This window comes from Ruegeria sp. CH8 (assembly GCF_056536985.1).
Genome location: NZ_JBQFQR010000036.1, coordinates 1 through 23,489, shown reverse-complemented (window position 1 = coordinate 23,489; position 23,489 = coordinate 1). Strand labels below are relative to the sequence as shown.

Annotated in this window: 19 protein-coding genes and 1 pseudogene; 10 read left to right on the top strand and 10 right to left on the bottom strand. The window is 52.7% G+C overall.

All coding sequences use genetic code 11. The features are described 5' to 3' along the window. Nucleotide 1 precedes the first annotated feature (1 nt). A complete protein-coding gene (locus ACR0ER_RS23520) occupies nucleotides 2-634 on the top strand; it encodes a TetR/AcrR family transcriptional regulator (RefSeq protein WP_480770971.1) in 633 nt (210 codons plus the stop codon). Nucleotides 635-658: 24 nt separating this feature from the next. Here the strand turns inward: ACR0ER_RS23520 and ACR0ER_RS23515 are convergent, their stop codons facing one another. After that, on the bottom strand, nucleotides 659-3,196 hold the full coding sequence (locus ACR0ER_RS23515) for a GcvT family protein (RefSeq protein ID WP_480770970.1): 2,538 nt from the start codon (nucleotides 3,194-3,196) through the stop codon (nucleotides 659-661). Nucleotides 3,197-3,305: 109 nt separating this feature from the next. On the opposite strand from ACR0ER_RS23515, the gene ACR0ER_RS23510 reads away from it, so the two are divergent. Beyond that, entirely contained in the window at nucleotides 3,306-4,085 is a 780-nt protein-coding gene (locus ACR0ER_RS23510; protein ID WP_480770969.1) for a class I SAM-dependent methyltransferase, read from the top strand. Nucleotides 4,086-4,118: 33 nt separating this feature from the next. Here the strand turns inward: ACR0ER_RS23510 and ACR0ER_RS23505 are convergent, their stop codons facing one another. The 4 genes from ACR0ER_RS23505 to ACR0ER_RS23490 are packed head-to-tail and all read right to left on the bottom strand — an operon-like array spanning nucleotide 4,119 to nucleotide 9,826. Further along, nucleotides 4,119-5,498, bottom strand: a complete 1,380-nt coding sequence (locus ACR0ER_RS23505; RefSeq protein WP_480770968.1) for an aminotransferase — start codon at nucleotides 5,496-5,498, stop codon at nucleotides 4,119-4,121. Between the two features lie 13 nt (nucleotides 5,499-5,511). Next, nucleotides 5,512-6,687: an aminomethyl transferase family protein gene (locus ACR0ER_RS23500; protein ID WP_480770967.1), complete on the bottom strand. Its 1,176-nt coding sequence runs from the start codon at nucleotides 6,685-6,687 to the stop codon at nucleotides 5,512-5,514. Further along, nucleotides 6,684-8,216: a phytoene desaturase family protein gene (locus ACR0ER_RS23495; RefSeq protein ID WP_480770966.1), complete on the bottom strand. Its 1,533-nt coding sequence runs from the start codon at nucleotides 8,214-8,216 to the stop codon at nucleotides 6,684-6,686. Before ACR0ER_RS23495 ends, ACR0ER_RS23500 begins: the two co-directional genes overlap by 4 nt. Further along, nucleotides 8,213-9,826 (bottom strand): phytoene desaturase family protein, encoded by a 1,614-nt coding sequence (locus tag ACR0ER_RS23490; RefSeq protein WP_480770979.1) that lies wholly within the window; start codon nucleotides 9,824-9,826, stop codon nucleotides 8,213-8,215. The genes ACR0ER_RS23495 and ACR0ER_RS23490 overlap by 4 nt, the downstream gene beginning before the upstream one ends. A 163-nt stretch (nucleotides 9,827-9,989) precedes the next feature. On the opposite strand from ACR0ER_RS23490, the gene ACR0ER_RS23485 reads away from it, so the two are divergent. Next, entirely contained in the window at nucleotides 9,990-10,628 is a 639-nt protein-coding gene (locus ACR0ER_RS23485; RefSeq protein WP_480770965.1) for a TetR family transcriptional regulator C-terminal domain-containing protein, read from the top strand. 27 nt (nucleotides 10,629-10,655) lie between these two features. After that, nucleotides 10,656-12,008: an MATE family efflux transporter gene (locus ACR0ER_RS23480; protein ID WP_480770964.1), complete on the top strand. Its 1,353-nt coding sequence runs from the start codon at nucleotides 10,656-10,658 to the stop codon at nucleotides 12,006-12,008. Nucleotides 12,009-12,029: 21 nt separating this feature from the next. On the opposite strand, the gene ACR0ER_RS23475 is transcribed toward ACR0ER_RS23480, so the two are convergent. Next, the gene (locus ACR0ER_RS23475) at nucleotides 12,030-13,322 is read right to left on the bottom strand and encodes an NAD(P)/FAD-dependent oxidoreductase (protein ID WP_480770963.1); all 1,293 of its coding nucleotides are present in this window, start codon (nucleotides 13,320-13,322) and stop codon (nucleotides 12,030-12,032) included. A gap of 77 nt (nucleotides 13,323-13,399) precedes the next feature. Here ACR0ER_RS23475 and ACR0ER_RS23470 point away from each other — a divergent pair, with 77 nt between their 5' ends. From ACR0ER_RS23470 to ACR0ER_RS23445, 6 genes and pseudogenes are all read left to right on the top strand, one after another. After that, a complete protein-coding gene (locus ACR0ER_RS23470) occupies nucleotides 13,400-13,729 on the top strand; it encodes a hypothetical protein (RefSeq protein ID WP_480770962.1) in 330 nt (109 codons plus the stop codon). Between the two features lie 158 nt (nucleotides 13,730-13,887). Continuing rightward, nucleotides 13,888-14,106 (top strand): annotated as a pseudogene (locus tag ACR0ER_RS23465) (TetR family transcriptional regulator); the annotation flags it as partial. Then, nucleotides 14,107-14,571 carry a TetR family transcriptional regulator C-terminal domain-containing protein gene (locus ACR0ER_RS23460; RefSeq protein ID WP_480770978.1) on the top strand — a complete coding sequence of 155 codons (465 nt, stop codon included), beginning with the start codon at nucleotides 14,107-14,109 and terminating at the stop codon, nucleotides 14,569-14,571. A 75-nt stretch (nucleotides 14,572-14,646) separates the two neighbouring features. Continuing rightward, nucleotides 14,647-16,713, top strand: coding sequence for an oxidoreductase (locus ACR0ER_RS23455; protein ID WP_480770961.1), 2,067 nt, complete (start codon nucleotides 14,647-14,649; stop codon nucleotides 16,711-16,713). 55 nt (nucleotides 16,714-16,768) lie between these two features. Beyond that, a complete protein-coding gene (locus ACR0ER_RS23450; protein WP_480770960.1) occupies nucleotides 16,769-17,221 on the top strand; it encodes an N-acetyltransferase family protein in 453 nt (150 codons plus the stop codon). 550 nt (nucleotides 17,222-17,771) lie between these two features. Beyond that, nucleotides 17,772-19,445, top strand: a complete 1,674-nt coding sequence (locus ACR0ER_RS23445) for an acetolactate synthase large subunit (protein WP_480770959.1) — start codon at nucleotides 17,772-17,774, stop codon at nucleotides 19,443-19,445. A gap of 431 nt (nucleotides 19,446-19,876) precedes the next feature. Here ACR0ER_RS23445 and ACR0ER_RS23440 read toward each other — a convergent pair whose 3' ends face one another. From ACR0ER_RS23440 to ACR0ER_RS23425, 4 genes are all read right to left on the bottom strand, one after another. Next, nucleotides 19,877-20,668, bottom strand: a complete 792-nt coding sequence (locus ACR0ER_RS23440; protein WP_480770958.1) for a DUF3299 domain-containing protein — start codon at nucleotides 20,666-20,668, stop codon at nucleotides 19,877-19,879. A 143-nt stretch (nucleotides 20,669-20,811) separates the two neighbouring features. Further along, nucleotides 20,812-21,711 (bottom strand): hypothetical protein, encoded by a 900-nt coding sequence (locus ACR0ER_RS23435; RefSeq protein ID WP_480770957.1) that lies wholly within the window; start codon nucleotides 21,709-21,711, stop codon nucleotides 20,812-20,814. Then, nucleotides 21,708-22,133, bottom strand: a complete 426-nt coding sequence (locus ACR0ER_RS23430) for a putative quinol monooxygenase (protein ID WP_480770956.1) — start codon at nucleotides 22,131-22,133, stop codon at nucleotides 21,708-21,710. Before ACR0ER_RS23430 ends, ACR0ER_RS23435 begins: the two co-directional genes overlap by 4 nt. 58 nt (nucleotides 22,134-22,191) lie before the next feature. Next, nucleotides 22,192-23,489: amidohydrolase family protein (locus tag ACR0ER_RS23425; protein WP_480770955.1), on the bottom strand; the 1,298-nt coding region annotated here is incomplete at its 5' end.

Genomic DNA, 23,489 nt, shown 5'->3' with positions numbered 1-23,489 from the left:
ATTGGAGACGCATGAGCTTCAGAAAAAACGACGCACCGAACCTCCTGAAGTTCGTCGCTTGCAGTTGATAATGGCGGCCATCGACTCGATCTCAAAGCGCGGGTTTTCTGACACGACACTTAAGCATGTGACCGAAACTGCCAATCTGTCCCATGGCGTTGTGAACTATCACTTCGACAGCAAGGAAGCACTGTATGACGCTGCGCTGGGTTTCCTTGCACAAGAACACTATGAGAATTGGCTAAAATCTTACGACGCTGCGGAACCTATAGCCGCACATAGGCTGGCTGCCATCATTCGAGCGGATTTTGACAAAAGCATCTGCACCCACAAGCGCTTGGCTGTCTGGTTCGCTTTCTGGGGTCAAGCGAAATATCGCCCTAATTATCTGAAAATACATAATAAATATGACAATGAAAGATACGACCGAATTCTGCAACTGTGTAGTGAATTGATCGCCGATGGTGGTTACGACGATCTCGATCCGGAAAAAACAGCCCGGGCTATAGAGGCGATGTCTGATGGGGCCTGGCTCAGCTTGATGTTGTATCCCAAAGTGGCCGATCGTCGGGAATTCAGGGATGTTTGCATGCTTTCGCTGTCGCGGTTTTTCCCAAAACACTTTCCGGTTTGAAATACAGCACCGAACAATGATGCATCAGCACTTTATCTTGCGCATGTCGGGGTCATAAAGCGGCTTTAACGAGGCGGTAGCATCGTATTTCTCGTCAGCAATTTCGATCTGCCACTGCCCCGTTGCGACTACGTCTGCAGTCAACGGTTCGCCAATCTCTGCAAAACCAATCCCGACAGCAGCGCCGAGAGCGTGCCCATATCCGCCAACCTGAATATATCCGACTTCCTTGCCGTTTAGATAAATCATCTCGTTGCCGTACATGAGAGGCTCTGGGTCTTTGAGCAGGAACTGCAACATTCGGTTTTTGGGCGTGCCTTTTGCTTTGATCGCGGCTAGCGCTTCCCTGCCGATGAAGCCACCCGGTTTGTCCAATTTAACGGCAAACCCAAGACCGGCTTCAATCGGGTTGTCTGTGTTGTCCACATCAATTCCGAAATCACGATAGGCTTTCTCCAGCCGCAGGGAGTTAAGGGTCTGCATTCCAGCATTGCGAACGCCCAAATCACGACCTGCATCCATAATCAGATCATATGTCTGTACGGCCTGGGTGGCCGGTACGTGAAGTTCCCAGCCGAGTTCGCCAACAAAAGTTACGCGATAGGCCATAACTACGGCATACCCGATGTCGATTTCACGCGCCGTCATGAAGGGAAAACCTTCGTCCGACAAATCAGCACCGGATATTCTACTCAATAGTTCACGCGACTTTGGGCCGTGAACGTTGATTTGGCAGCGCCCTGCGGTGATGTCAGTGATAACTACGTTCTCATAGTCCAGAATGTGCCGTCGCATGCGCATTTCTGTATGACCCGCCGAGTTTTCACCCACGATGACCCAGAATTTCTGATCGGATAGTCGGGTGACTGTGAGGTCAGCTTCAAACCCACCTCCTTCGTTTACCCAGGCTGTGTAGACGACGCGACCGGATTCAACATCAACGTCATTGCAAGAAAGGCGGGAGAGAAGGGAGCATGCGTCTGGGCCTTCGACGCTGAAACACGCCATTGATGTCATGTCCATTACGATGACATCCTCGCGTGCGGCCTTGTGTTCTTCGGCGTGCCATTCAAACCAATTTTGGCGATACCAGCTGTATTTCTCGACCTTGGCCTGTTCGGGCGTCGGAGCAAACCAATCAGGTTGTTCCCAACCATTTCCTTCGCCAAAAAAGGCTCCGGCCTGTTTGAGGCGGTCATAGAGCACTGAACGCTTAACGTTCCTCGCCGTTTTGTAGTTCTCATTGTGGTAGTGCTGGCCAAAGAGCTTTCCCAGCAATTCAGGTGTCCTGTCGCGTCGAAAGGCCGGTGTCGCCATTTCACGGGAGAAGCGATTGACGTTTATGCCGGTGACATCAATTGGAGGTATGCCGTCCACCATCCAATGGGCCAAAACCATACCCGTGCCCGCCCCGTTCAGGATGCCAAGTGAGTTCATTCCACACGCAACCCAAAGATTGCGCAGTTCAGGCGTCGGGCCAACAAGCGGCGCAAGATCAGGCGTAAAACTCTCCGGACCGCAGAATAGTTTTTTGACGCCGTAATTCATGGTGTCAGGCACGCGCGAATAGGCTTTCTCCAGGTCGGGCCCAACACGTTCCCAGTCCGGCTCGATCTCTCCAAATTGCCATTCATCCGGGATGCCATCGAGCTTCCAAGCCGCAGCGCCGGGCTCAAAAAGCCCCAACATCATCCCCCCGACTTCTTCACGGTAATAAGAGTAGGTGGAAGGGTCTTCGAGAACGGGCAGGTCGCGGGGTAGGCCCGGGATACTTTCCGTTATTAGATAGTAGTGTTCAGCTGCCTGGAGGGGCAGATTTACACCATGTTTGACACCCAGTTGGCGAGACCACATTCCACCGCAGATCACGACGTTTTCAGTTGTTATGTTATGACCACTCGCGGTGCGGACTCCTGTCGCGGTGCTGTTCCTAACCAAAATCTCTTCAACCCGCACGCCTTCGAAGAAACGCGCACCTCTGTATTTGGCTCCCTTGGTTAGAGACATCGTCACGTCCACCGGGTTGGCTCGACCGTCCTCCGGAATGAGGAATGCTCCAACGACGTCTGAGAGGTCGCCTATAGGGAACATATCTTGGGCTTCTTTTACCGAGACTTCGTGGTTGTTTATACCAAAACGCCGCATGAAGGCTGCGACGCGGCGCATCTCGTGCAGGCGTTCTTCATTGGTTGCAATCTGCAGATAGCCAACGTCGCGGAAACCTGTGGATATACCGGTTTCCTTCTCTAGGTTCGCATAGAGGTCTCGACCGTGCGTGTAGATAGCGCACTCAGCTTCGGATTTGAGAAGGCCGGCTACGATCAGGCCGGCGGCATGCCAAGTGGTCCCTGATGTAAGTTTTCCCTGCTCCAGAACGACAACATCGGTATGGCCGAGCTTAGTCAAGTGATAGGCCGTGTTCGCGCCGATCGACCCCCCACCAATGATCACGGTTTGGGCATGCGTCGGTAGGGTGTCAGCCATTGCGAGAATATCCTTTTTTGACGTGCTTTTCTCCGAATACCAGTCAATATGCTCGATGTCTATTGACTGAATGATCATTCAATAAAAACTGCATCTCTGACATTCAATTTCGCGATAAAGCTTGTCTGAGTTGGAAGAAAAGGCTTCACTGCAGTGATTGACTGACAATCAGATGCGGGGGGATCCTATGTCAGACGAAATTCTATATGACCAACAGGCAATCTGCTTTCTGGAGGAGCTTTGGGGAGAGGGGTTTCTTTCACCGGGAGGTCCTGAAGAAGTTGCTCGAGTTGTCGAAGGGATTGATCTGAAAGATAAGCATATCCTTGATATAGGTTGTGGTTCTGGGGCTATCGCGGTGTTGATGGCAAAGGAGTTCGGCGCCGCTAGAGTGACGGGAATTGATGTAGAGGCCCCAGTCTGCGCGGTTGCGCGAGAGCGAGTTAGGCAGGCAGTTCTGGAAGAAAAGGTTGAAATCCTAGAGGTCACCCCTGGCCCCATGCCTTTCCAAGACGGTACTTTTGACATTGTGTTTTCAAAAGACTCGATCATCCACATCCCCGACAAAGTAGCGATGGCTGCGGAAGCCTATCGTGTACTCAAACCAAGTGGTCATTTCGCTGCTTCTGACTGGCTGACCAATCATGATGGGGAGATGTCACCGGAGATGGCACACTACGTAAAGATGGAAGCCTTGGAGTTTCAGATGGCTTCGCCCTCTAAGTACCGCGCTGCCATGGAGTTGGCGGGCTTTGAAGACGTAGAGTTGGTCAATCGCAACCCTTGGTATGCTCAGGTATCCGCTGCGGAACTTGAGGAATTGACCGGACCAAACCGCTCCGACTGGGAAGCCCGGCATGGAGCGGAGTTTATCGAGCACCAGATCGAGATCTGGGACGCTATGCAGCCCGTGCTAAAAACCGGAGAGCATTGCCCACATCACATCCGTGGTCGGAAACCAACCTGATCTAACTGGTTCCTTGTCTTAGCGAGTTGACTGTTATGCGTCGTAGTCCTTGCTGACCTGCGCCATACCAGCCTCCATGATGTCGAACATTTCGTCTATCTGCGAGGGAGATATGATCAGAGGGGGCGAGAACACGGCCATGTTTCCAAACGGGCGCAAGAGCAATCCCATCTCCTCGCATGCATCGTCTAGTTTCTGCCCAAACTTAACGTGCGCTTCGTAGCTCTCGACCTTTAGGCCGGGGCGACATTCTATGCATCCCAGTAGTCCGTCACCGCGCACATCCCCAACTATCGGAAACTTTTCCTTAATTTGATGTAGGCGCTTTTGGAAATGGGGTGTGACACGTTGAACGTGTCCCAGAATATCCTCGCTCTCCATGATTTCGATGTTTTTGATTGCAGCCGCGCAGCTCACTGGGTGCCCGGAGTATGTGTAGCCGTTGTAGAAAACATCGTCGCCCGGTGCTTCGGCAATTCGTTTCATTAAAGCGTCCGAGATGATACAAGCGCCTAACGGCAGATAGCCCGAGGTTAAACCTTTTGCGCAGGTAATAACGTCAGGGACGATGCCAAAGACGTCTTCTGAGGCGAACCAATGTCCCAACCTACCAAAGCCGGTTACGACTTCATCCGAAATGTACAAAATGTCGTTTGCCCGGCAGATTTCGAGCGTGCGCTTGTGATAACCCGGAGGTGGAACGATCACGCCACCGGAACACAGGATCGGTTCAGCGATAAAGGCGGCAATACGGTCGGCGCCAACGTCCTCAATCAGGTTCTCAAGGTCGGCGACTTTAGCGTCGCACCACGCATCCAAGCTCATTCCTTCTGGCCGGTGGTAGGGATTTACGTCGGGCAAAAAACGCACCAGATCCTGTGCTTTCTCAAAGCTTGTTTCGAAACGCTCTTTCCCGGTGACAGTAGCGGCGAGAAACGTCGATCCGTGATAGCCTTTTTCCCGGCCGATCACGATCCTCTTCTCCGGTCGGCCAAGCCGTTTGTTCATGAAAAGCGCGGTCCGCAGTGCGGTATCAACGGCCGTGGACCCACCGGTTGTAAAGTGCACTGTGTTGAGATCACCTGGCGTGCGTTCTGCGATCATTCGTGCCAAAACGGCTGCGGGCTCAGTCGTAAACGACCAGGGCGATGCGTAAGGCATCTTCATAACCTGTTGGGAAATGGTATCGGCCATCTCCTGACGCCCGTATCCGATCTGTGTGCACCACATACCGCCGGGGCCATCGATATAGCGCTTTCCGGTAGCATCCCAAAGGTAGATACCATCCGCTGTATTCACCCGCATGTACTCGTCGGACCCAAAGCCGTCGGTTCCGGCCCAAGGATGTAGGTGATGGTCGCGATCCCAAGCGACAAGGTCGCCGTCGGTTGGTGTATTGCCTAGGGTATTCACGTCTGCTTCTCCTTTAGGTGCGGGCCGGTGGCGTAGCACGAGCGCGGTGCGGTGCGAAAAAGGCTTTGGTGATGGGTGTAAGGCGCGCCAGTCTGGTGTCCCATTTGCCTTCTTGCAGAGTGTAAATTTCCGCCTTTAAGACGGATGACCGGCCTGCATCCGGCATACGGACATGTGCCAACGCGATATTGCGTTTGGCGGTCGGCGACCATATTCCGGACGTTATGTGCCCAACTTCTTTTTTGCGTCGGTTGTAGATCAATGACCCTTCCGAGGGTTTGAATCCTTCGACATCGAAACGCATGAGGAGGCTTCTTGGAGTGTCCCGCTTGGTCAGCAGCTCTCGCCGGCCATTGAAATGACCCTTGTCGAAGTCGACTAGCCGACCCAAGCCGAGTTCGAAAGGTGTTTGGCCTCGGTGCAACCGCTCGGTCGCATGAACTGGTTGGAAATCCACGCCTGCAGTAAGAAAACCCGCTTCGATGCGGGCCAAATTTACAGCTTCGTACCCAATGGCGCGTAATCCCTGATATGCGCCACCTTTCCAAATCCTGTCCCAAAGCACTTCTGCCTTGTCCCAGTCGCACCAGAGCTCGTAACCTAAATCACCGGTAAAACCCGTCCGCGAGATCATGAGATCATGGTCAACTTGAGCAAGATCGAATGGCTTCAACTTGCTGACATCTAACCCGGCGGCCTCCAAAACTGCATATGAGGTCGGGCCCTGCAACGAAAGTCCAGCAACACTGTGAGTTTCGTCGACGACTGAAACGTCAAAACCCCAAGCCGCGTCGAGTAGCCATGTCAGCATTTGTTCCTGACAGCAAAGACGCCAATCGTTGTCGCCAAGGTGGAAAAGAGTCCCGTCATCGATGACCATACCCTCTTCATCACACCAGATTGCGTACCCCACGCGACCAACGCTGATTTTTCGGACGTCCCGTGTCACGAGGCGATTGAGCATCGCGGTCGTGTCCGGCCCGGTTAATCGGTATTTATGCATTGGTGAGATATCGAACAAAGACGCCTGATTGCGCAGCGCGAAGTACTCGAACTCGACACTGTCCAGCACACCCGGGGCGGCATAACCCGCCCAATCGTACCAATTCTGTGCGCGATTTTGCTCTTCGAGTTTTTTGTGAAACGGGCCGGGGATCAAACCTAGTTTCGGATCGGTGAAGATGCTCATGCCTGTGCCTCCAGCGCTGCCAGCGCCGCATTGCGACCAGCGAGCCCCATGACATCACCGCCGGGGTGCGTTGCCGCACCACATTGGAACAGCCCCTTCGGCCCCATGGAATATCTGGCCATCCCGTTCGCGGGCCGAAGTGTCAGCAGTTGGTCCAATGACATTTCAGCATGGTGCCAGTGCCCCCCTGGTGCGCCGGTCGCGCTTTCGATTTGATCCGGAGTTATGACCTGTTTGCCAGAGATTTGATCGCCCAAGCCGGGCAGGGCACGGCTAAGAGTTTCAGCTGTGATTTGCGCAAGCTGTTCCTTGGCAGTCTCAGTCCAACCGCCTTCAATGTCAGATGGCGCATATTGCACTATGGTTGACAGCCAGTTTGCCCCATCGGCTGTCTGCATTTTAAAGGCTTCAATCACCGGTGCTTTAGACATTTGACGATACTTAGCTGGATTGAACGCAGCTTCGACGTACTCCACAGAAGGGGCATAGATCAGTCGTTCGTGGGCTAGTTCGCTAGGCAGGCCGGGCAGGGTGGCGTCGTCTTTTAACCGTAGGTTGACCTTAGCCGCTGTTCCACGAGCCCGAATATTTCGAACTCGCCGCATTGCTTCGATGTCAAAAGCAGAGGGTCCGGTCATTCGGCTTGTTAGTCTTGAAGCAAGGTTGCTGAGCACAATGGGTGCGGTCAAAGTTCGTCCATCGTTAGTTGCCACTCCGGAGACTGTGTCGTCGTGCAACACAATGCGAGACACCTCAGTTTCCGGCATCAGCACGCACCCCGCCTTTTGTGCTGCTTCAACCATCAAATCGGTCAGCGCGGACATCCCACCTGCTGGTTGTGTGATGTTACCTCCGTGGCCAAGCCGATAAATCAGATTGAACACAGTGCCCGGAGATCTTGGACCGGTGGCTGACCCCCAGATTGCATCAGCAGCAAGCATTCCAGCCACCGGTCCTTCCGAAAGGTCATCTAAAACAATGTCGTAGACATTAGATAAGACGACCTGCAGGAAACGTCGCATTTCAGATTTGCCCAGCTTTTTCAGGCCTCTGCCCAGTTTTGCCAGACGCAAAAACTCGTTGAGCCCACCCCGGGAGAGGATGGCTTTTTGACCCCCGGGAGGTGGAGCCTCGGCGAGTTGGCGCAAAAGGCTCCCATACGTAATCAACTGCTTTGTCAGATCGGACCAGGCGTCGGATTCCGAGTGTTTTGCCCCCTCGCTCCAAAAGACGCCTTCGCTATTGAAGGCGATATGCCGCCCATCCTCAGACAAAGAAACCGTGGAGACGGGCTTGCCGGACAGGACAGGGTGTTGAGGATCTATGCCGATGTCACTCAAGACCCGCGGGCTCAGGTTGTAGAGCGAATGGGCCAGAGATGGGCCGCCATCCACGGAATAAGACGCCATGCCGCCGAACCTGTTGGATTTCTCAATGATACAGACACTCTTGCCGCGTCGACAAAGGAGTGTTCCGGCAACCAGACCGTTTACGCCGCCGCCAATGACAATCGCATCAAATTGGCTCATGCGGCATACCCCTTCATTCGGCCATGCCGTGTTTCGTGCCTCAGGATTGCGCGGGCAGCGTTTGCACCTGGGGCCCCCATAACCCCACCGCCGGGATGGGCGGACGACCCGCACAAATAAAGCCCCTTGATAGGTAAATTGTACTGCGACCAACCCGGTACGGGCCGATTGAAGAAAAGCTGATCAAAAGTCAGTTCGCCTTGGAAAATGTTGCCCTCTGTCAGACCGACTTCGTGCTCGATTTCCAACGGTGAACGCACTTCCATATGAACAACGCGCTCGCGAATGTCAGGGCACGCCACTGACATCTGGTCGAGTACAGTTTCTGCCATCGCACTGCGCTGCTTTTCGTCCCAATTCTCTGCCGATCTAACGCCGTTAACTTCCAGGTCATAAGGAGCATATTGGACGAAAACCGTCATCATGTGGGCACCTGTCGGAGCCATAGTCGGATCAATCTGGCTGGGGATTAGCATGTCGATATAGGGCTTTTCCGACCAGCGCCCGACTTTCCAATCATCATAGGCCCTTTCAAGTTCAAGGAGGCTCTGCGACACATGCAAATCACCCCTGAGGAAGCTGGTGTGCTCTGGTGCCGCAGGGAAATTTGGAAACCGGTCAAGCGCAATATTGAGCTTCGCCGAAGACCCCCGAATTTTGAAGTTCCGCACCGCCTTGGTGAAGTCATCCGGTAACTCGGCCGCGTCAATATGGTGCAGAACAGTGCGTTTGATGTCCATATTGGAGGCAACGACAGGGGCATAGAAAACCTTGCCGTCCTCAAGAGCCACGCCTTCAACGTGCCCATCTTTGCTGAGGATTTTTTCGATCCTCGAACCTGTATGGATCGTACCTCCGTGCTCTTTGAATGAGGCAGCAATGGCATTTGAGATTGCGCCCATTCCACCGCGAGCGAAACCCCAGGCGCCGATGCCGCCATCAATGTCACCCATGTAGTGGTGCAGCAGAACGTAGGCTGTTCCGGGAGAATACACTCCTAGGCCGGTGCCGATAATGCCGGAGCCAGCTAAATGGGCTTTGATCAGGTCGTTCTCGAAATGCTCATCCAGAAAGTCACCAATGGACATTGTCCAGAATTTCAGCGTTTCACCAAGCTCCCGACTGCCCAGCCCATGTGCTTTTTTTACGAGGTAAGCTAGTTCGCCGAGATCGCGCGGGCGAAGCGAAGCAGGATCCGGTGCGTCCCGAAGTAGAAAGAGACGGATAAAACGGCATTGCCGCATGATGGCTTGTGAATATCCGCGATAGGCGTCGGCATCTTTTTCAGAATAACGTGCCATCTCACGCTTCAGTGCGTTGTGATCGGTATAGTAGGCGAAGTAATCCCCATCGCGAGTAAAGCTCGCGCCACCTTCATACGGAATAACCTGAAGCCCGTATTTTGGTAGCTCAAGGTCCCGAGCAATCTCGCGGCGCAGAAGAGAACAAACGTATGAGCAATTCGAGTACGTCCATCCCTCGTGCAGCGACCGGCTGACTGCAGCGCCTCCAATCCAGTCGTTCTTTTCGACCACCAAAACACGCACGCCAGCGCGCGCCAAATAGGCGGCGGCAGTCAAACCGTTGTGACCAGCACCAGCCACAATCACGTCGTATCTGTTCTCAACCGTCAAATTTTTCCATCCCTTTCTCTCTCGTCTACAGATCAGGTTCGGGTTCGTAAAGTTTATTTGAGCGCTCAAATAAATTTCAAGCTATTGACGCATGTTTTTTGCGCGCTGTAGATGGCTGTATTCGTAGGAGGAGCGGCAATTGGTCGAAGCAGAGCGTAAACGCCCCCGCAAAGAGCGGAAGGAAAACGCAGATCGTCGTCGCCGACAGCTGCTGGACGCGGCTTGCCGCTCTATATTGGCTCATGGGTTGGCAAAAACGACGCTTGCAACGGTCGCGTCTGAAGCTGAGCTTTCTCAGGGTGTCGCGGCGTTTTACTTCAAGTCAAAGCTCGGTCTTCTGACCGAAGCTTTGCGTGACCTTTACCAGCGCTACGAAGACCACTGGACAGCTTCTTTAGAGCGAGCAGGGGATAAGCCAGCCGAAAAGATAAGAGCTCTGATAAAAGCTGATTTCCACCCTGATGCATGTGGTCCGGATGTCTTACCCCTTTGGTATGCATTTTGGGGCGAGCTTCGATTTCAACTGCAGTACGATGAAGTTGCCGAACATTTCGAAACACGTCGAAGAGAGACCTTGCGTGTAATCTGGAATGAATTGCTGTCCGATGATGACGTTACTTCACCAGATCAAATGGCTGAATGGATGGAGACATTGACGGATGGCTATTGGCAGCGCTTGCATCTTGCTCCTCAAGGCCTGAGCCGAAAGCAGGCGGAACAGGCTGCCTGGGGGTGCCTTGTTCGCTTGGTTCCGGAATTACTTGGGGAAACGGCTTAGTCAATTACGACTGAAAGGCCCAACAATATGACGCGAGTGCGGATATCACAGCAGCCTCGGCCATCTTGGGGCGTCATCTTAAATGAGGCGCGCTACCTTGCGCGTCTTGCTTTGCCGATAGTTATCTCTCTTGCTGCAGCTGCTTTGATTGGAGTCGTTGACACCGTGATGGTGGCCCCATTGGGAACACTTCCTCTGGCGGCGGTCTCAATCACAGCCTCGGTGCTGATCATCTTTTATTCAGCGCTTTACGGCTTTGTTTCCGCAATTGGTGTGCGAATGGCTGAAGCCTTTGGAAAAACAAGTGACCGAGGGCTGGCATCGGCCACAAGCGCTGGGATTTTTGTTTCCTTGGTCGTTGGTGTCGTTGGCGCTGCTGTAATGATCTGCCTCAAGCCCGCCCTTTCCTGGATTGGACAGCCGCCCGAAGTTGTCAGTCTGATTGGCGGCTACTGGATTGCGATGAGCCTTCTTTTGGTGCCCTTCACGGTTTTCTATGCTCTGAAAGCCCTATTCGACGCAATGAATCGCCCGTGGATTGGGGTTGGCCTCGCGTTCCTTGCGGTCGGATTCAACATCCCTTCAAACTATGTTTTGATCCACGGAATTGCTGGTTGGCCGGGTCTGGGTCTCGTCGGTGCAGGGATCGCAAGTCTGTTGTCTCAGATGGTGCCGTTAATTGTGGCATTCGTGATTTTGCGTGCGTGGAGAAGGAAGAAGGGTTTCCTAGAGGCCGCAGGTTTTGATTGGTCCGAGGTTAAGGCGCAGATCAAAGAAGGGTTCATTATTTCCGTCGGTTACCTGGGGGAGGGGGCCGCTTATGCAGTAGCTGGCCTTATGCTTGGTTGGTTCAGCGCAGCCGCGCTGGCCGCTCATCAAATCGTTTCTGCGGTCAGCGACGTCATTTACATGGTGCCCTTGGGCGTTTCGATTGCGATTTCGATACGAGTAGCTCAGGCAATTGGTGCCGATGAAAAAGAAAGGCTCAAGCCGATTGTGTTGGCGTCGCTGATGGTCGTTGTTGGTTGGATGGCTGTTGTCGTTGCTGGTATTTTGATAGGCCGCGCGCCTTTGGCCAATAGCCTTTCAGATGACCCAAGGGTTGTTTCTCTCGCGATATCGATGTTCCTTGTGATTGCAGCAATGCAGATTGCAGATGGTGTGCAAGGGACAATGCTGGGCGCTTTCCGAGGCATGATGGACAATCACGTTCCTGTTGCCATTACCCTGATTGCCTATTGGGTTTTTGCATTGCCGCTTGGATATGCGCTGGGCTTTTGGCTTGGGTTCGGCCCCAATGGAGTTTGGATTGGGTACGGCTCAGGTCTCTCTTTGGCGGCTATCGCGTTGACCTATCGCTTTTTCTCCAAAAACCGCTAGGTGACGCTGTTTGCTAGCTTACTAAAGGCCCAACTTGTCTAAGAGTTTGAGGCGTAGGATTTCTGCTTCCACAAGAGTTTCTTTCGCGAACGAAAAAGGTAGTGGTTTGAGGGGGGTGGCCGGAAACTCCAGCTCGTCCGCTTTGGTTCCTGTAGCCCATTTGGCGAGGACGCGCCCCATTGCCGTTGCGATGGCAACACCGCGCCCATTGTATCCCAAACCTGTCATAATCCCCGGAGCGAGCTCGTGCAGGTGTGGATAATGATCTTTTGTCAAAGCGACAAAGCCACCCCATTCGTATTCCCACTGAACTCCGGACAACTGGGGGAAAAGTTCAACAGAGATGCGTTTCAAACGCTCAATTTGTTTGAGAGTGGAATTGTCGTTGTAGGTGCCGCGACCTCCCATCAGAAAGCGACCTTCCGCGTCTTGCCTGAAGTACAGAAGTAGGCGTCGGGCGTCTGACAAAGCGTTGCCTTCTGGCAGAATTGTTTGGCGTATATTGTCGGACAAAGGCGAGGTAGCAACCTGAACTGACCGAACGGGCAAAACTGACTGAGCCAAGCGCGGATGTAGATCTCCGGAATAGGCGTTCGTGCAAATTAGCACTTTATCTGAGATGACAGTTCCTTTGGGAGTTTCAACATGAAAGCGACCGGCCTCTGATTTAATCTGGTTGGCGGGCGTTTCGCCGAAGATTTTCACGCCGTTGCGGCAACCTGCTTCGGCCAGTCCAAGTGCGTAATTCAGCGGGTGCAAAACACCGCTGCGGCGATCCAGAACGCCACCAAGGTAAGCTTCGGTCCCTGTCAGACGCCGCATTTCGCTTTGATCAAGCTGTATCATACCCCCGCCGTGGTTGTCCCAATCCTCGGCTAGCTTGTGTAATTCGCTGAGTGTTTTGTGAGTATGCCCAGCGCGCAGCCAGCCTGGACGTTTTGCGTCGCACTCAATGCCGTGCCGAGCGATTAAGTTGAACACAAGATCGGCGGCGTCACCGGCCATTCGGATCATTCTGGTTCCCCAGAGGTCACCAAATTTGGTTTTGATGCCCGTCGGCCCATCCTTTAGGCCCACATTGATTTGACCACCATTGCGCCCTGAAGCTCCCCAGCCCGGATGTTGGGCATCGATAACAACTGCTTTGACGCCTTGCTGGGCCAGATGAAGTGCCGCCGAAAGTCCGGTGAAACCAGCGCCAATCACGGTCACGTCAGATTGCTGTTCGCCAACGAGTTGCGGGTATTCTGACGAATAGCCTGCCGTTGCTGACCATAGGCTGTTTGCAATGACTGGGTTTTCGTTTCGGATCATCTAGTGGCCTCGCGCTTGCCTTGCAGGGAGAACTGCGTAGTTTTGGCCCATGATACTTGCCGGATAGTATGTGACGAATGCCAAGACTTTTGAACCAATTCGAATTGAAACCAACCGTCGAGCTCGACGTGTTCGAGCAGGCGTGGAATGCGTTTGTCGAACATTTGATCAAGACAGACTTGGCCGCGGAAGGGACGCCTTTGTGCAGACGCATCCCCGCAAGTGGTTACGATACCGATGAGCTTCGCAACCATACGCTTATGGCTGTTATCGAGTTTAGGGATCAATTGCAGGCAGACGCAGCTTGGGCCGCCATTGAAGACCGCATTGAGCCTTTGGGAGCTTTGCATCGCAGGGTTATTTCTTTTGTGCACGATCCGGTTTTCACTTTTTGGTCGGAACTCTAGATCTATGATTGCGTACGTCCGGGTGTTTTCACATCATTTCCCCTTTTCCATTGAATGATTATTCAATCAATGGCATCTATCGCTTAGATGTCAATTGTCCGCGCGCTGAAAAAGAACGGCTGTTGGGGGCAAGCAAGACCAAAAAAGTGCTTTAGTAGGTGGGATGCATCCGGGTGAGACAATCGTCAATCGAAAAGACAAACCCTGAGGGGCGGCGGCGCACCGAGTCCAAGGAGGTTAGGAGACAACAACTCATCGACGCGACAATCCACTCGATCGCCGAAAACGGAATTGGTGGAACGACTATGTCCACCGTCACCGAGATAGCCGGCTTGTCTCTGGGTATCGTCAACTTCCATTTCAAAAGCAAACAGAACTTGCTGGAAGAAACGCTGTTGTTTCTAGCAAAAGAACATCACGAGCAGTGGTTGGAAGCCTATGAAAATGCAGGGTTGTCAGCCGCAGAAAAGCTGTTGGCTATCGTCGACGCGCACTTTCACCCGCAGATTTGCACTCCAAAGAAACTAGCTGTTTGGTTTGCGTTTTTCGGAGAGGCAGGGCGGCGCAAAGTCTACCGCAGTCTGATCAATGATATTGATCAAGAGCGGTACGACATCGCACTGCGACTGTGTTCAGAGATCGCTGAAGAAGGAGGGTATGAAGACATGCCGCCAAGGCAAGTCGCCAATATTCTGGAAGCTCTTTACGACGGAATCTGGTTGGAACTTTTAACCTATCCCGAGAATTTTCAGCGTTCTGTCGCCCGGGATCACATCGCCGCCTTTCTTGCCAAGGTCTACCAAGACCACTTTCGAGTGCCTGAGTTCAACAACGGTGGTTGAAACAGAGCGGCTCTCAGACCGGAATTTCCAGGCAAGATCAGCCAGCGCATGGCGCAGCTAACTAAGGGTAAAAATATGGGTAGGGACTCTCGCTACGACATCCTTTTCGAACCAGTCCAAATCGGGCCAGTTACTGCGCCAAACCGGTTCTATCAGGTGCCACACTGTACAGGTATGGGTTGGCAATACCCACGTACTCTTGCTGCTATGCGTAAAGTGAAGGCGCAAGGAGGGTGGGGCGTCATATGCACGGAATACAACTCGATCCACCCATCATCTGACGACCTTCCGCATCCTTACGCGTCGCTTTGGGATGACAGTGATGTTCGGGCGCATGCGCTTATGACCGATGCGGTTCACGAATACGGTAGCCTTGCAGGGGCTGAGCTTTGGTACGGAGGCGCCAACTCGAACAACTTGTTTTCCCGCTTGCCGAGCATGGATGTTGACAGTCGCCCCAATACGAAAGGGCACCCTTTTCAGACACGCGCAATGGACAAGCAGGACATTCGGGATTTACGCCACTGGCATAGAAAGGCGGCTTTGAGGGCGCGAGATGCGGGATTTGACGTTGTCTATGTTTACGCAACGCACGGATACCTGATCTCGAATTTTCTGCACCCGCGAGTGAACACGCGCAGTGACGAATATGGTGGCAGCTTAGAAAACAGGGTGCGACTTACTCGTGAGTTAATTCAGGAAACCAAAGACGCCGTTGGCGACCGGTGCGCTGTGGCCGTTCGGTTCTCGGCAGACGAAGAGATCGGCGAGGATGGCCAGCCAATCTATGGTGAACGTCGAGAGATGTTTGAGATGCTCTCTGACCTGCCGGATTTGTGGGATATCAACATTGCAGATTACTCTGTCGAGATGGGTGTGTCCCGTTTTACGAAAGAAGCCGCACTTGAACCTTACATGCATTGGGCCAAGTCGGTAACGGATAAGCCTGTAGTGACGGTTGGTCGCTTCACGTCACCGGATACCATGGTCTCGCAAGTCAGACGGGGAGTAACCGATTTCATCGGGGCTGCGCGCCCGTCGATTGCTGATCCTTACCTTCCAAAGAAGATTGAGGAAGGGCGCTTGTCCGCGATCCGCGAGTGTATCGGATGCAATGTTTGTTACGCCAGTGACTCGATTGGGGTACCTATTCGATGCACTCAGAACCCAACAATGGGAGAGGAGTGGCGCAAAGGCTGGCACCCTGAAATCATTCGTGAGAAATCCTCAGATGCGCGCGTCTTGATCGTCGGGGCAGGCGCTGCCGGACTGGAAGCGGCACGGGCACTTGGCGTGCGTGGGTATGATGTCCAATTGGCGGAAGCTACTCGTGAGTTGGGTGGCAGGGTCTCGCGCGAAGCGGCTCTGCCTGGAATGAGCGAGTACATTCGCGTCAAAGACTATCGCGAGCAGCAATTGATTGAGATGCCCAACGTTGAAATCTACCGTGAAAGTCGACTGACAGTTGACGATATCTTGGCCGTCGATGCTGACCACGTTGCGATCGCAACCGGCGCGACTTGGCGAAAGGAGTATTTTGACGAAGAACGTTTTTCGCCGGTCGCAGAAGGAGCCGCCCTAAGTCGCGTTTTTACCCCCGATGACATCATGGATGGAAAGCTTCCAGATGGACCGACGCTCGTTTTCGATGGTGATGGCTACTACATGGCCAGCGTTGTCGCTGAGAAGATACGAGCTCAGGGAAATGCTGTCACGCTGGTCACACCATCTGACAGTGTTTCTGACTGGGCGGGAAAAACGTCCGAACGTTGGCGCATCCGAATGCATCTGCTTCGATTGGGGGTCGAGATCCTGCCGTCAAAGTCGCTCAAGCATTTTGATGGCAAAATCGCAGAGTTGGAGTGCACCTATCGTGGGCCAAGTGTGACCGTTCCGGTTGCCAATATTGTTATGGTTACTGCTCGCAAACCAAATGACAGCCTTTACAGTGGGTTGCTCGGCCGGGTCAGTTCTGAGGATTTGCAGTTCAGCCTTCGTCGCATAGGAGATTGTGATGCGCCGGCGATTATAGCAGCAGCGGTTTATGCAGGTCATCGATACGCCCAGGAGTTGGGCGAAGCCGTGGATGAGGACATTCCACTTAAACATGATCGAGTAGACGTCGGGCAGCAGCCCATTTGACCGAACTGCGCGATCTCGGTTGTAAGCAATCAAAGAAACGCTGGAGGAATCTTTCATGCCGGAAGGCTTAGTTATCCGCCCCCTCGAATTGAAAGATCACGAAGAGTGGCGCCGCTTATGGACGGCATATTTGGATTTCTACGAGACCTCTGTCTCAGAAGAAGTCTATGAGGTTTCGTTCAACAGGTTGTTGTCTACGGATGCAGGTGAATACAATTGTCTCATAGCTGAGTTGGACGGAAAACCGGTTGGATTGGCGCACTATCTCTACCATAGGTTCATGTGGTCGGTGGAGGATACGTGTTATCTTATGGATCTTTTCACTGATCCGCAGGTCAGGGGAAAAGGTGTTGGACGAGCTCTGATCGAATCTGTTTTTCAGATCGCCAAGCAGGACGGTGTTCCAACCACCTACTGGACAACTCAAGAATTTAACTACCCAGGTCGAGTTTTGTACGACAAAGTGGCCAAAAGAACTCCATTCATTGTCTATGAAAAAGACGAATAACTGGTGCCGTCTTGCCGGAAAAACTCATCTTTAGGCGGGCAGGGAGTTTAGTATCCTTCCTCAATGCGAAATCGATCCCGGAAAAATAACTGAAAACCAGCCGTGGGGCTGCTTGATTGGCGGTGATGCTGTATGTTCAGTTCCAATTGTCGCTCCGAGTAGTGAAGATTTTTTTGCAAATTGAAGGACCGACGTAAGCAAGGAAATCGTCCGGTATTGGTGGCACCGCTTCGACGCCATGTTCGCGTCAGAGGTCCGAAGAAATACTGTTCGATAATTGCGGAGGTCATGGCAGTAGTATTTGCTCTAACGCGGAGTTCGTTGGCCTGCTCGCAACACGACATTGTCGGTTGCTACGGCCGTTGAAGCCCTGTCTCGCGCGTGCTGTATTGGAAAACGGTCGATGAGTAGCGATGGATGCTTTGTTTTTTGATTTCCAATAGCCGCAAGCCGGTGAAAACCGAACGAACCGACCCTAATTGGGAAGGGATAGATTTTCACCTGCATCTCAGGCCTGACCAACGGATCCACTGTGATATTAGGAGAGCACATGTCCGCTTTTGACCAAACCGCAACCTCCTTTACCAAAGCTTCGGATTTGCTGGTCGCAGCGCTTGAGGCTGAAGGTGTTGAGTATGTTTTCGCTGTCCCGGGCGAGGAAAACCTTGATGTGCTCGAGTCTTTGAGAAGGTCCAAGATTGAACTTGTTCTTACCCGCCACGAACAAGGAGCGGCATTCATGGCGGCGACTTACGGGCGTTTGACGGGTAAAGCTGGGGTATGCATGGCGACACTTGGGCCCGGTGCCACGAACTTTGCGACGCCTGCAGCTTACGCGCATCTGGGTGGGATGCCGTTGGTCATGATCACGGGCCAAAAGCCGATCAAGAAATCGAAACAGGGCCAGTTTCAGATCATTGATGTGGTGGGTTTGTTCGACCCGATTTGCAAGATGTCCAAGCAGATTGTGCACGGCAACACCATCCCCTCGTTAATTCGCGAAGCGTTTCGTGTCGCGCAAGAGGAGCGTCCCGGCGCCGTTCTATTGGAACTTCCCGAGGATATAGCGGCCGAAGATACCACCGAGCCGGTCCTGCAACCCCATCCGCGCTACTATGCTGTTGCTGCTGACACGGTTCTGAATGAGGCGGCCGAGATGATCCGCTCGGCTGAAATGCCTTTGCTTTTGTTGGGGGCGGGAGCCAACCGAAAGCATGCTCGCAGCGCACTCAGCCAGTTTGTGAGTGACATGCAGATTCCTTTCTTTGACACACAGATGGGCAAAGGTGTGGTGGACGAACGGTCAGATCTGTTTCTGGGGACGGCTGCGTTGTCCGATGGGGACTACCTGCACTGTGCCATAGAAAGGGCCGATCTGATCATAAACGTTGGTCATGACGTGGTGGAGAAACCTCCTTTCTTTATGAAAGAAGGCGGAACCAAAGTAATCCATGTGAACTATAAGGCCGCGCAGGTCGATCAGGTTTATTTCCCGCAGGTCGAGGTTGTCGGCGATCTTGCGCAATCCATCGAACGACTGGGGAAAAAGCTTGGTGGCCCACTGGATTTTGACCGCAGCTATTTTGAGCAGGTCAAACAGGAAACCGATGTGCACATCTCGGCAGGCGCAGATGATCCGCGGTTCCCGGTTATCCCACAGCGATTTGTGGCTGACACGCGTAAGGTCATGCGTGACTGCGATATCATCGCGTTGGACAATGGCATTTATAAAATTTGGTATGCCCGCAATTATCAGGCTTACCAACCTAATACCGTTTTACTGGATAATGCACTGGCCACAATGGGAGCCGGCCTACCCTCAGCTATGATGGCAGCCAAGCTCTATCCTGACCGTCGTGTCATGGCGATATGTGGAGACGGTGGATTTATGATGAATAGTCAGGAGGTTGAAACGGCTGTTCGCCAAGGCCTCAATTTGGTTGTGACCATTCTGAACGACAGCTCGTATGGGATGATCCGGTGGAAGCAATCTCACGCCGGGTTTGAAGATTGGGGGCTGGAGTTTAACAACCCTGATTTTGTGCAATATGCCAGAAGCTATGGCGCGACCGGCCACCGGGTGGAGCGAACCGAGGATCTAGTACCCACCTTTGAGCAAGCGTTTGCAGCAGGTGGCGTACACCTGATCGATCTTCCTGTTGATTACAGTGAAAACCAACGCGTTCTGATTGACGAACTGGCCGAAAAGGTCTGTTTGATCTGATCCGTTTTTCGAAGTTTGGTCGGAGCGATTGGGCTGGAGGCAGGCAGAGCGTGAAAACACCAGGACGACGCGGCTTGGGTGTCGTAAGCACCTCCTACTTGAGTTGCGGGAATGATTTTGAAGTTGGAACACTTGTGCATTTGCTGACTTATTGGACAATCGGAAGGGTGCTCTCCTCGGCATGGGTCAGGTTGGCGAACACGAGCCACGTGTCGGCAAGGGCAAAGTGAGCATTCCAGCAAGTTGCAGCGAACGTCTGTTTTGCGGCCAAAGCTGCCGTTCTTAACTCTGGACACATTGACTGCACTCTGCGCGGAAGTGAGCCTTTTTTACGCCGTATAGCGTGACCTGAGCGCAGTGTCATCCACAGAGGAAAAACTCCTGAAGCGCGACTTAACTCTTGGCTTTTTGGCGAATTAGATAACGCAAAATCAATAGGTTAATGTTTCAACAAACTGCGCTTCGAGTTTGTATATGGATTGCACATTTGCGAGGCCGTCGTAGAACGTAACATCGCTGATTTTGCGTTCATCTGACAGTTCACCTTCGATCCAAAAAGCATCGAAAATCGATTTAAACTCGACGCCGTTTGGGTAATCAACATGAATGATCTGGTTGGGTGGCGGCGAAGGTGTATGAACGCAAGAACCTGCAACCGGGACAAACAGGAATTCGGTTACAATTCCTCCATCGATTGTCAGTGGTACTATGTACCCGGGTAGCCTGATTGTCGTACCCAGTTTTTCTAAATTTGGACCGCGCCCGATTGAGTTGTTTTGCGCAATGATTTTTCGGCGCTCTAGCATTAGCTTTTCTACGTCGACATCATTTGCGGACAGAACACCATTGGCCGCCTTATATTCTTTAATTAGATCAGGATCCGAGCGTTCACTGGTACTGGATGTTCGCCAACGAACTTCCGTTCGCATAGCGTTTAACAACGGATCGGGCAGCGATTCAAATGGCGTTTCCAGAGACTTCAGCGCTGGCTTCAAATCACGCCAGCTAACCGCAACATGTTCCTGAATAGATTCATCTAGCCCTGTGGGGCTTGGGGCAATGGCCAAATCAAGTAAGCGCTCAGACATGTCAAAACGCTTCGCCCCTGAAGGAGACGCTTGGGCAGCAGATTCTTGCGGGCCTTGGGCAACCTCAGCCTGAGCAGTTTGAATGTGTGCGAACGCAAAAACTGTAAATGCCAGAGCGATCAGGTTGCTTGTCATTTCACAGCTCCAGTTTTCCTCACAGTTACGACGGAGCCAAGTTTTCGGCCAAGGTCTGCTATACATGGGATCGTTCACTCTCACCTTTTTGCTGTCCCCAGCCATATAAAGCCGTCTCTTGAATTATGCTTCCAAAGCGCCAGTCAAAAAAAGAACGACAATCCTAGTTTGAGTTGTCTGTCCGGCCCACCATCAGGTTTACGCTCTAGAGTGTAGTATCCAACACTGACGTCCATAGCGGTTCCTTTGGCCTCATTGATGATTGACGTTTTACCAGCGGTCAAACCCAGTGGAATTGCCCAAGCTTCATCATTGCTGGCGGAATTCCAATTGTACGAAACGACGTTGTTGTACCCGATGTACCAACCCTTTCCCAAACCGTAGTTCAAAATGGGTTGCAGGATGGTCACGTTGAAATCGTTCTCGCCCCACATATGGGCAATGACACCACCCCACGACAGATCACCGGTTTGCCCAAACATGACAAAGGCAGGGCCAGCGCCCCAACCTGCGCCTTGCAAGGCGTCATTAGTATGCGTTGGAAGGGATACTTGCAGGCCGTACCCCAGCGCGATTCCGCTGTCTCCTGGCGTAGGTGAATAGAATGCCTGAACAGTTGAATCGCCGATGCCCCAAGTCAAATCATCTTCTTCCGAGGGATCGACAATTCCCGGCGGCAACACGGCTCCGGGTTGGACACCTTGAATCGGCACAATTCCCCGAAGCACCAAAGTTGCGTCTGTGAGTGGAACTGAATAGACGGGCTGTAGCTGAAAATTGTAGCTGTCGTCGTCGTTCGTCCCGGTTCTGAAGGCAATTGTATTGTCGGTGATCAGCGCCTTTGTGTCCGCAAGTGGGTTCGCAGCCTTCCGCGCTGCCTGACAAGCAGCATCACAAGCTCGGGCTTCATCGGCTTGAAAACTCAGCATCCCAGCGAAGAACATTGTACAAATGCAAAGTCGGCATTTCATCATTTGCTCCCGAGTTCCGCTTAAATTTTTTTGTAGACTTTTTCTGAGCCTTCTTTGCCATCGCGCATTCATTTGGATGGCCCTTGCGACGCAGCGGCAATTGGTTGGCCAATCTCCGCTCCAATGCTTTGGAACAATTCCTGATGGCTGTTTGTAAGCTTCGATAGCGTGACTATTTTCTCGAACTGCGCCAACTCAACCAACTGGGGTATGAAAGGTTCGATCAACGCTTCGTGCCTGGCGTGGGCAGCCGCATCCACATAACGTTCATAGCCGTACACCGTCTCGCCAACTCGGGCGAACTCGTAAACTAAAAGCCCTTCATCAGTGACAGATGCCTCAACCATGTCTCTTGCCAAAGCATCAAAAGCCTGTGCGTTTTCAGCCGGAACGCTCAGTATGGCAATGAATGCGACTTCTTCCGCGTAAGCATGAGTCACCATTGAAAAACTTGCAGCCAGCCAAAAAGCTGTACAACGAACCAGTCGTTTCAATTTTTGCCTCCTATCCGGAGTTTACACGAGACGGCCAAGGGCGTTGTGCGCCCAGCAGTCAAATTCCGTCTCGATGCGTGAACCGCCCATCCATCAGCGTGCCTAACACCTTGATGTTCGAGATTTCACGCGGTTCGACTGCAGTTATGTCCTGATCGAGAACGACGAGGTCAGCATACTTGCCCACTTCGATGGAGCCTATTTTGTCCTCCATCGCTTGTTGAGCCGCAGGGTAGATTGTGATGGCTTTCAGCGACTCTTCTAGTGAGGCCGGTTTGCGCGACAATGGGAACGGTTTGCTGTCTGGATTAAGTGGGTCTTGCAGCGTCATCGCAACTTCAACATTGAGGAGCGGACCTATCAAATCAATCGGCGCGGAAGGTACATCCGAGGAAATCGATACATTGTGTCCCAATGCCATCAACGAGGAATAGCGGGCAAATATTGCCTCGACCTTTGCACGCCCCAACAGGTCCAACGCGTTTACGTCCTGTGCTTCCCAATCCACGTGGAATATAGGCGTCGTATTTACCATGATGTCATTCTCAATGACTGTTTCATGGTCTTGATCTGATACCCAAAAGTAGTGATGCAAAAGATTGTTGGGAACGTCATAGCCAGCTCCGCGCGCGGTCATGATCGCGTCCACCGTGTTGCGTACTGTTTGTGATCCATCGACGTGAGTGCCCACCGGAAGCCCATTCTGATTGGCATGCAGATAGACCGAGGTTATCATGGGTCCTTCAATGGCAGCCGCACCACGCGTCGCAGACCCATCGGCGTAATCGTCCAGCATCCAGGCAGTCTTTGAACTCCAGTTCCCTTCCGGATGGATTTTGATGCCCCAGATGCGCAGCATGTCGCTGTCGTACTGTTCGCGTAATTCGAGTGTGTGTTCTACGATTTCGTCAGCAGTGGCGGTCGGGTCCTTGAACCCCGTCGCAACAAAGGTGCGGATCGTTAGCTCACGGTTCTTTTCCAGTTCGTGTAGGTGGGCCAGTGCGAGTTTTTCGTCCTCTTTCACAAGCGACAGATCGGTAGCCGTTGGCATTGCCATAAGAGGCACGTGCACGGCAGTTATCCCGGTCTTGACGGCCTGATCGTAGAGGTTTTTCTGAATATCAGGAATTTCACCTGCTGGATCCCAAGCGCCTGCATTTAGGAAGGCGGCAGCCCACTGAAACTCGATGCCGATTCCGGTCTGGTTGCCTTCGGCGTCGCGCTGCCAGAACATAACACCCGGCACCTGATCCTCTTGATCAGGGCTGACTTGACCCGCTTCGAAAGCTTTGGAGTTCATCCAAATATCGTGGATTGTGAAGTCGAGGATAAAAGCCGGACGGTCGGGCACCACAG

Coding starts and splice junctions, on each gene's coding strand:
- ACR0ER_RS23515 (WP_480770970.1), bottom strand. CDS start 3,196: ATGATCATTCAGTCAATAGACATCGAGCATATTGACTGGTATTCGGAG.
- ACR0ER_RS23510 (WP_480770969.1), top strand. CDS start 3,306: ATGTCAGACGAAATTCTATATGACCAACAGGCAATCTGCTTTCTGGAG.
- ACR0ER_RS23500 (WP_480770967.1), bottom strand. CDS start 6,687: ATGAGCATCTTCACCGATCCGAAACTAGGTTTGATCCCCGGCCCGTTT.
- ACR0ER_RS23495 (WP_480770966.1), bottom strand. CDS start 8,216: ATGAGCCAATTTGATGCGATTGTCATTGGCGGCGGCGTAAACGGTCTG.
- ACR0ER_RS23480 (WP_480770964.1), top strand. CDS start 10,656: ATGACGCGAGTGCGGATATCACAGCAGCCTCGGCCATCTTGGGGCGTC.
- ACR0ER_RS23475 (WP_480770963.1), bottom strand. CDS start 13,322: ATGATCCGAAACGAAAACCCAGTCATTGCAAACAGCCTATGGTCAGCA.
- ACR0ER_RS23470 (WP_480770962.1), top strand. CDS start 13,400: ATGCCAAGACTTTTGAACCAATTCGAATTGAAACCAACCGTCGAGCTC.
- ACR0ER_RS23455 (WP_480770961.1), top strand. CDS start 14,647: ATGGGTAGGGACTCTCGCTACGACATCCTTTTCGAACCAGTCCAAATC.
- ACR0ER_RS23450 (WP_480770960.1), top strand. CDS start 16,769: ATGCCGGAAGGCTTAGTTATCCGCCCCCTCGAATTGAAAGATCACGAA.
- ACR0ER_RS23445 (WP_480770959.1), top strand. CDS start 17,772: ATGTCCGCTTTTGACCAAACCGCAACCTCCTTTACCAAAGCTTCGGAT.
- ACR0ER_RS23440 (WP_480770958.1), bottom strand. CDS start 20,668: ATGACAAGCAACCTGATCGCTCTGGCATTTACAGTTTTTGCGTTCGCA.
- ACR0ER_RS23435 (WP_480770957.1), bottom strand. CDS start 21,711: ATGAATGCGCGATGGCAAAGAAGGCTCAGAAAAAGTCTACAAAAAAAT.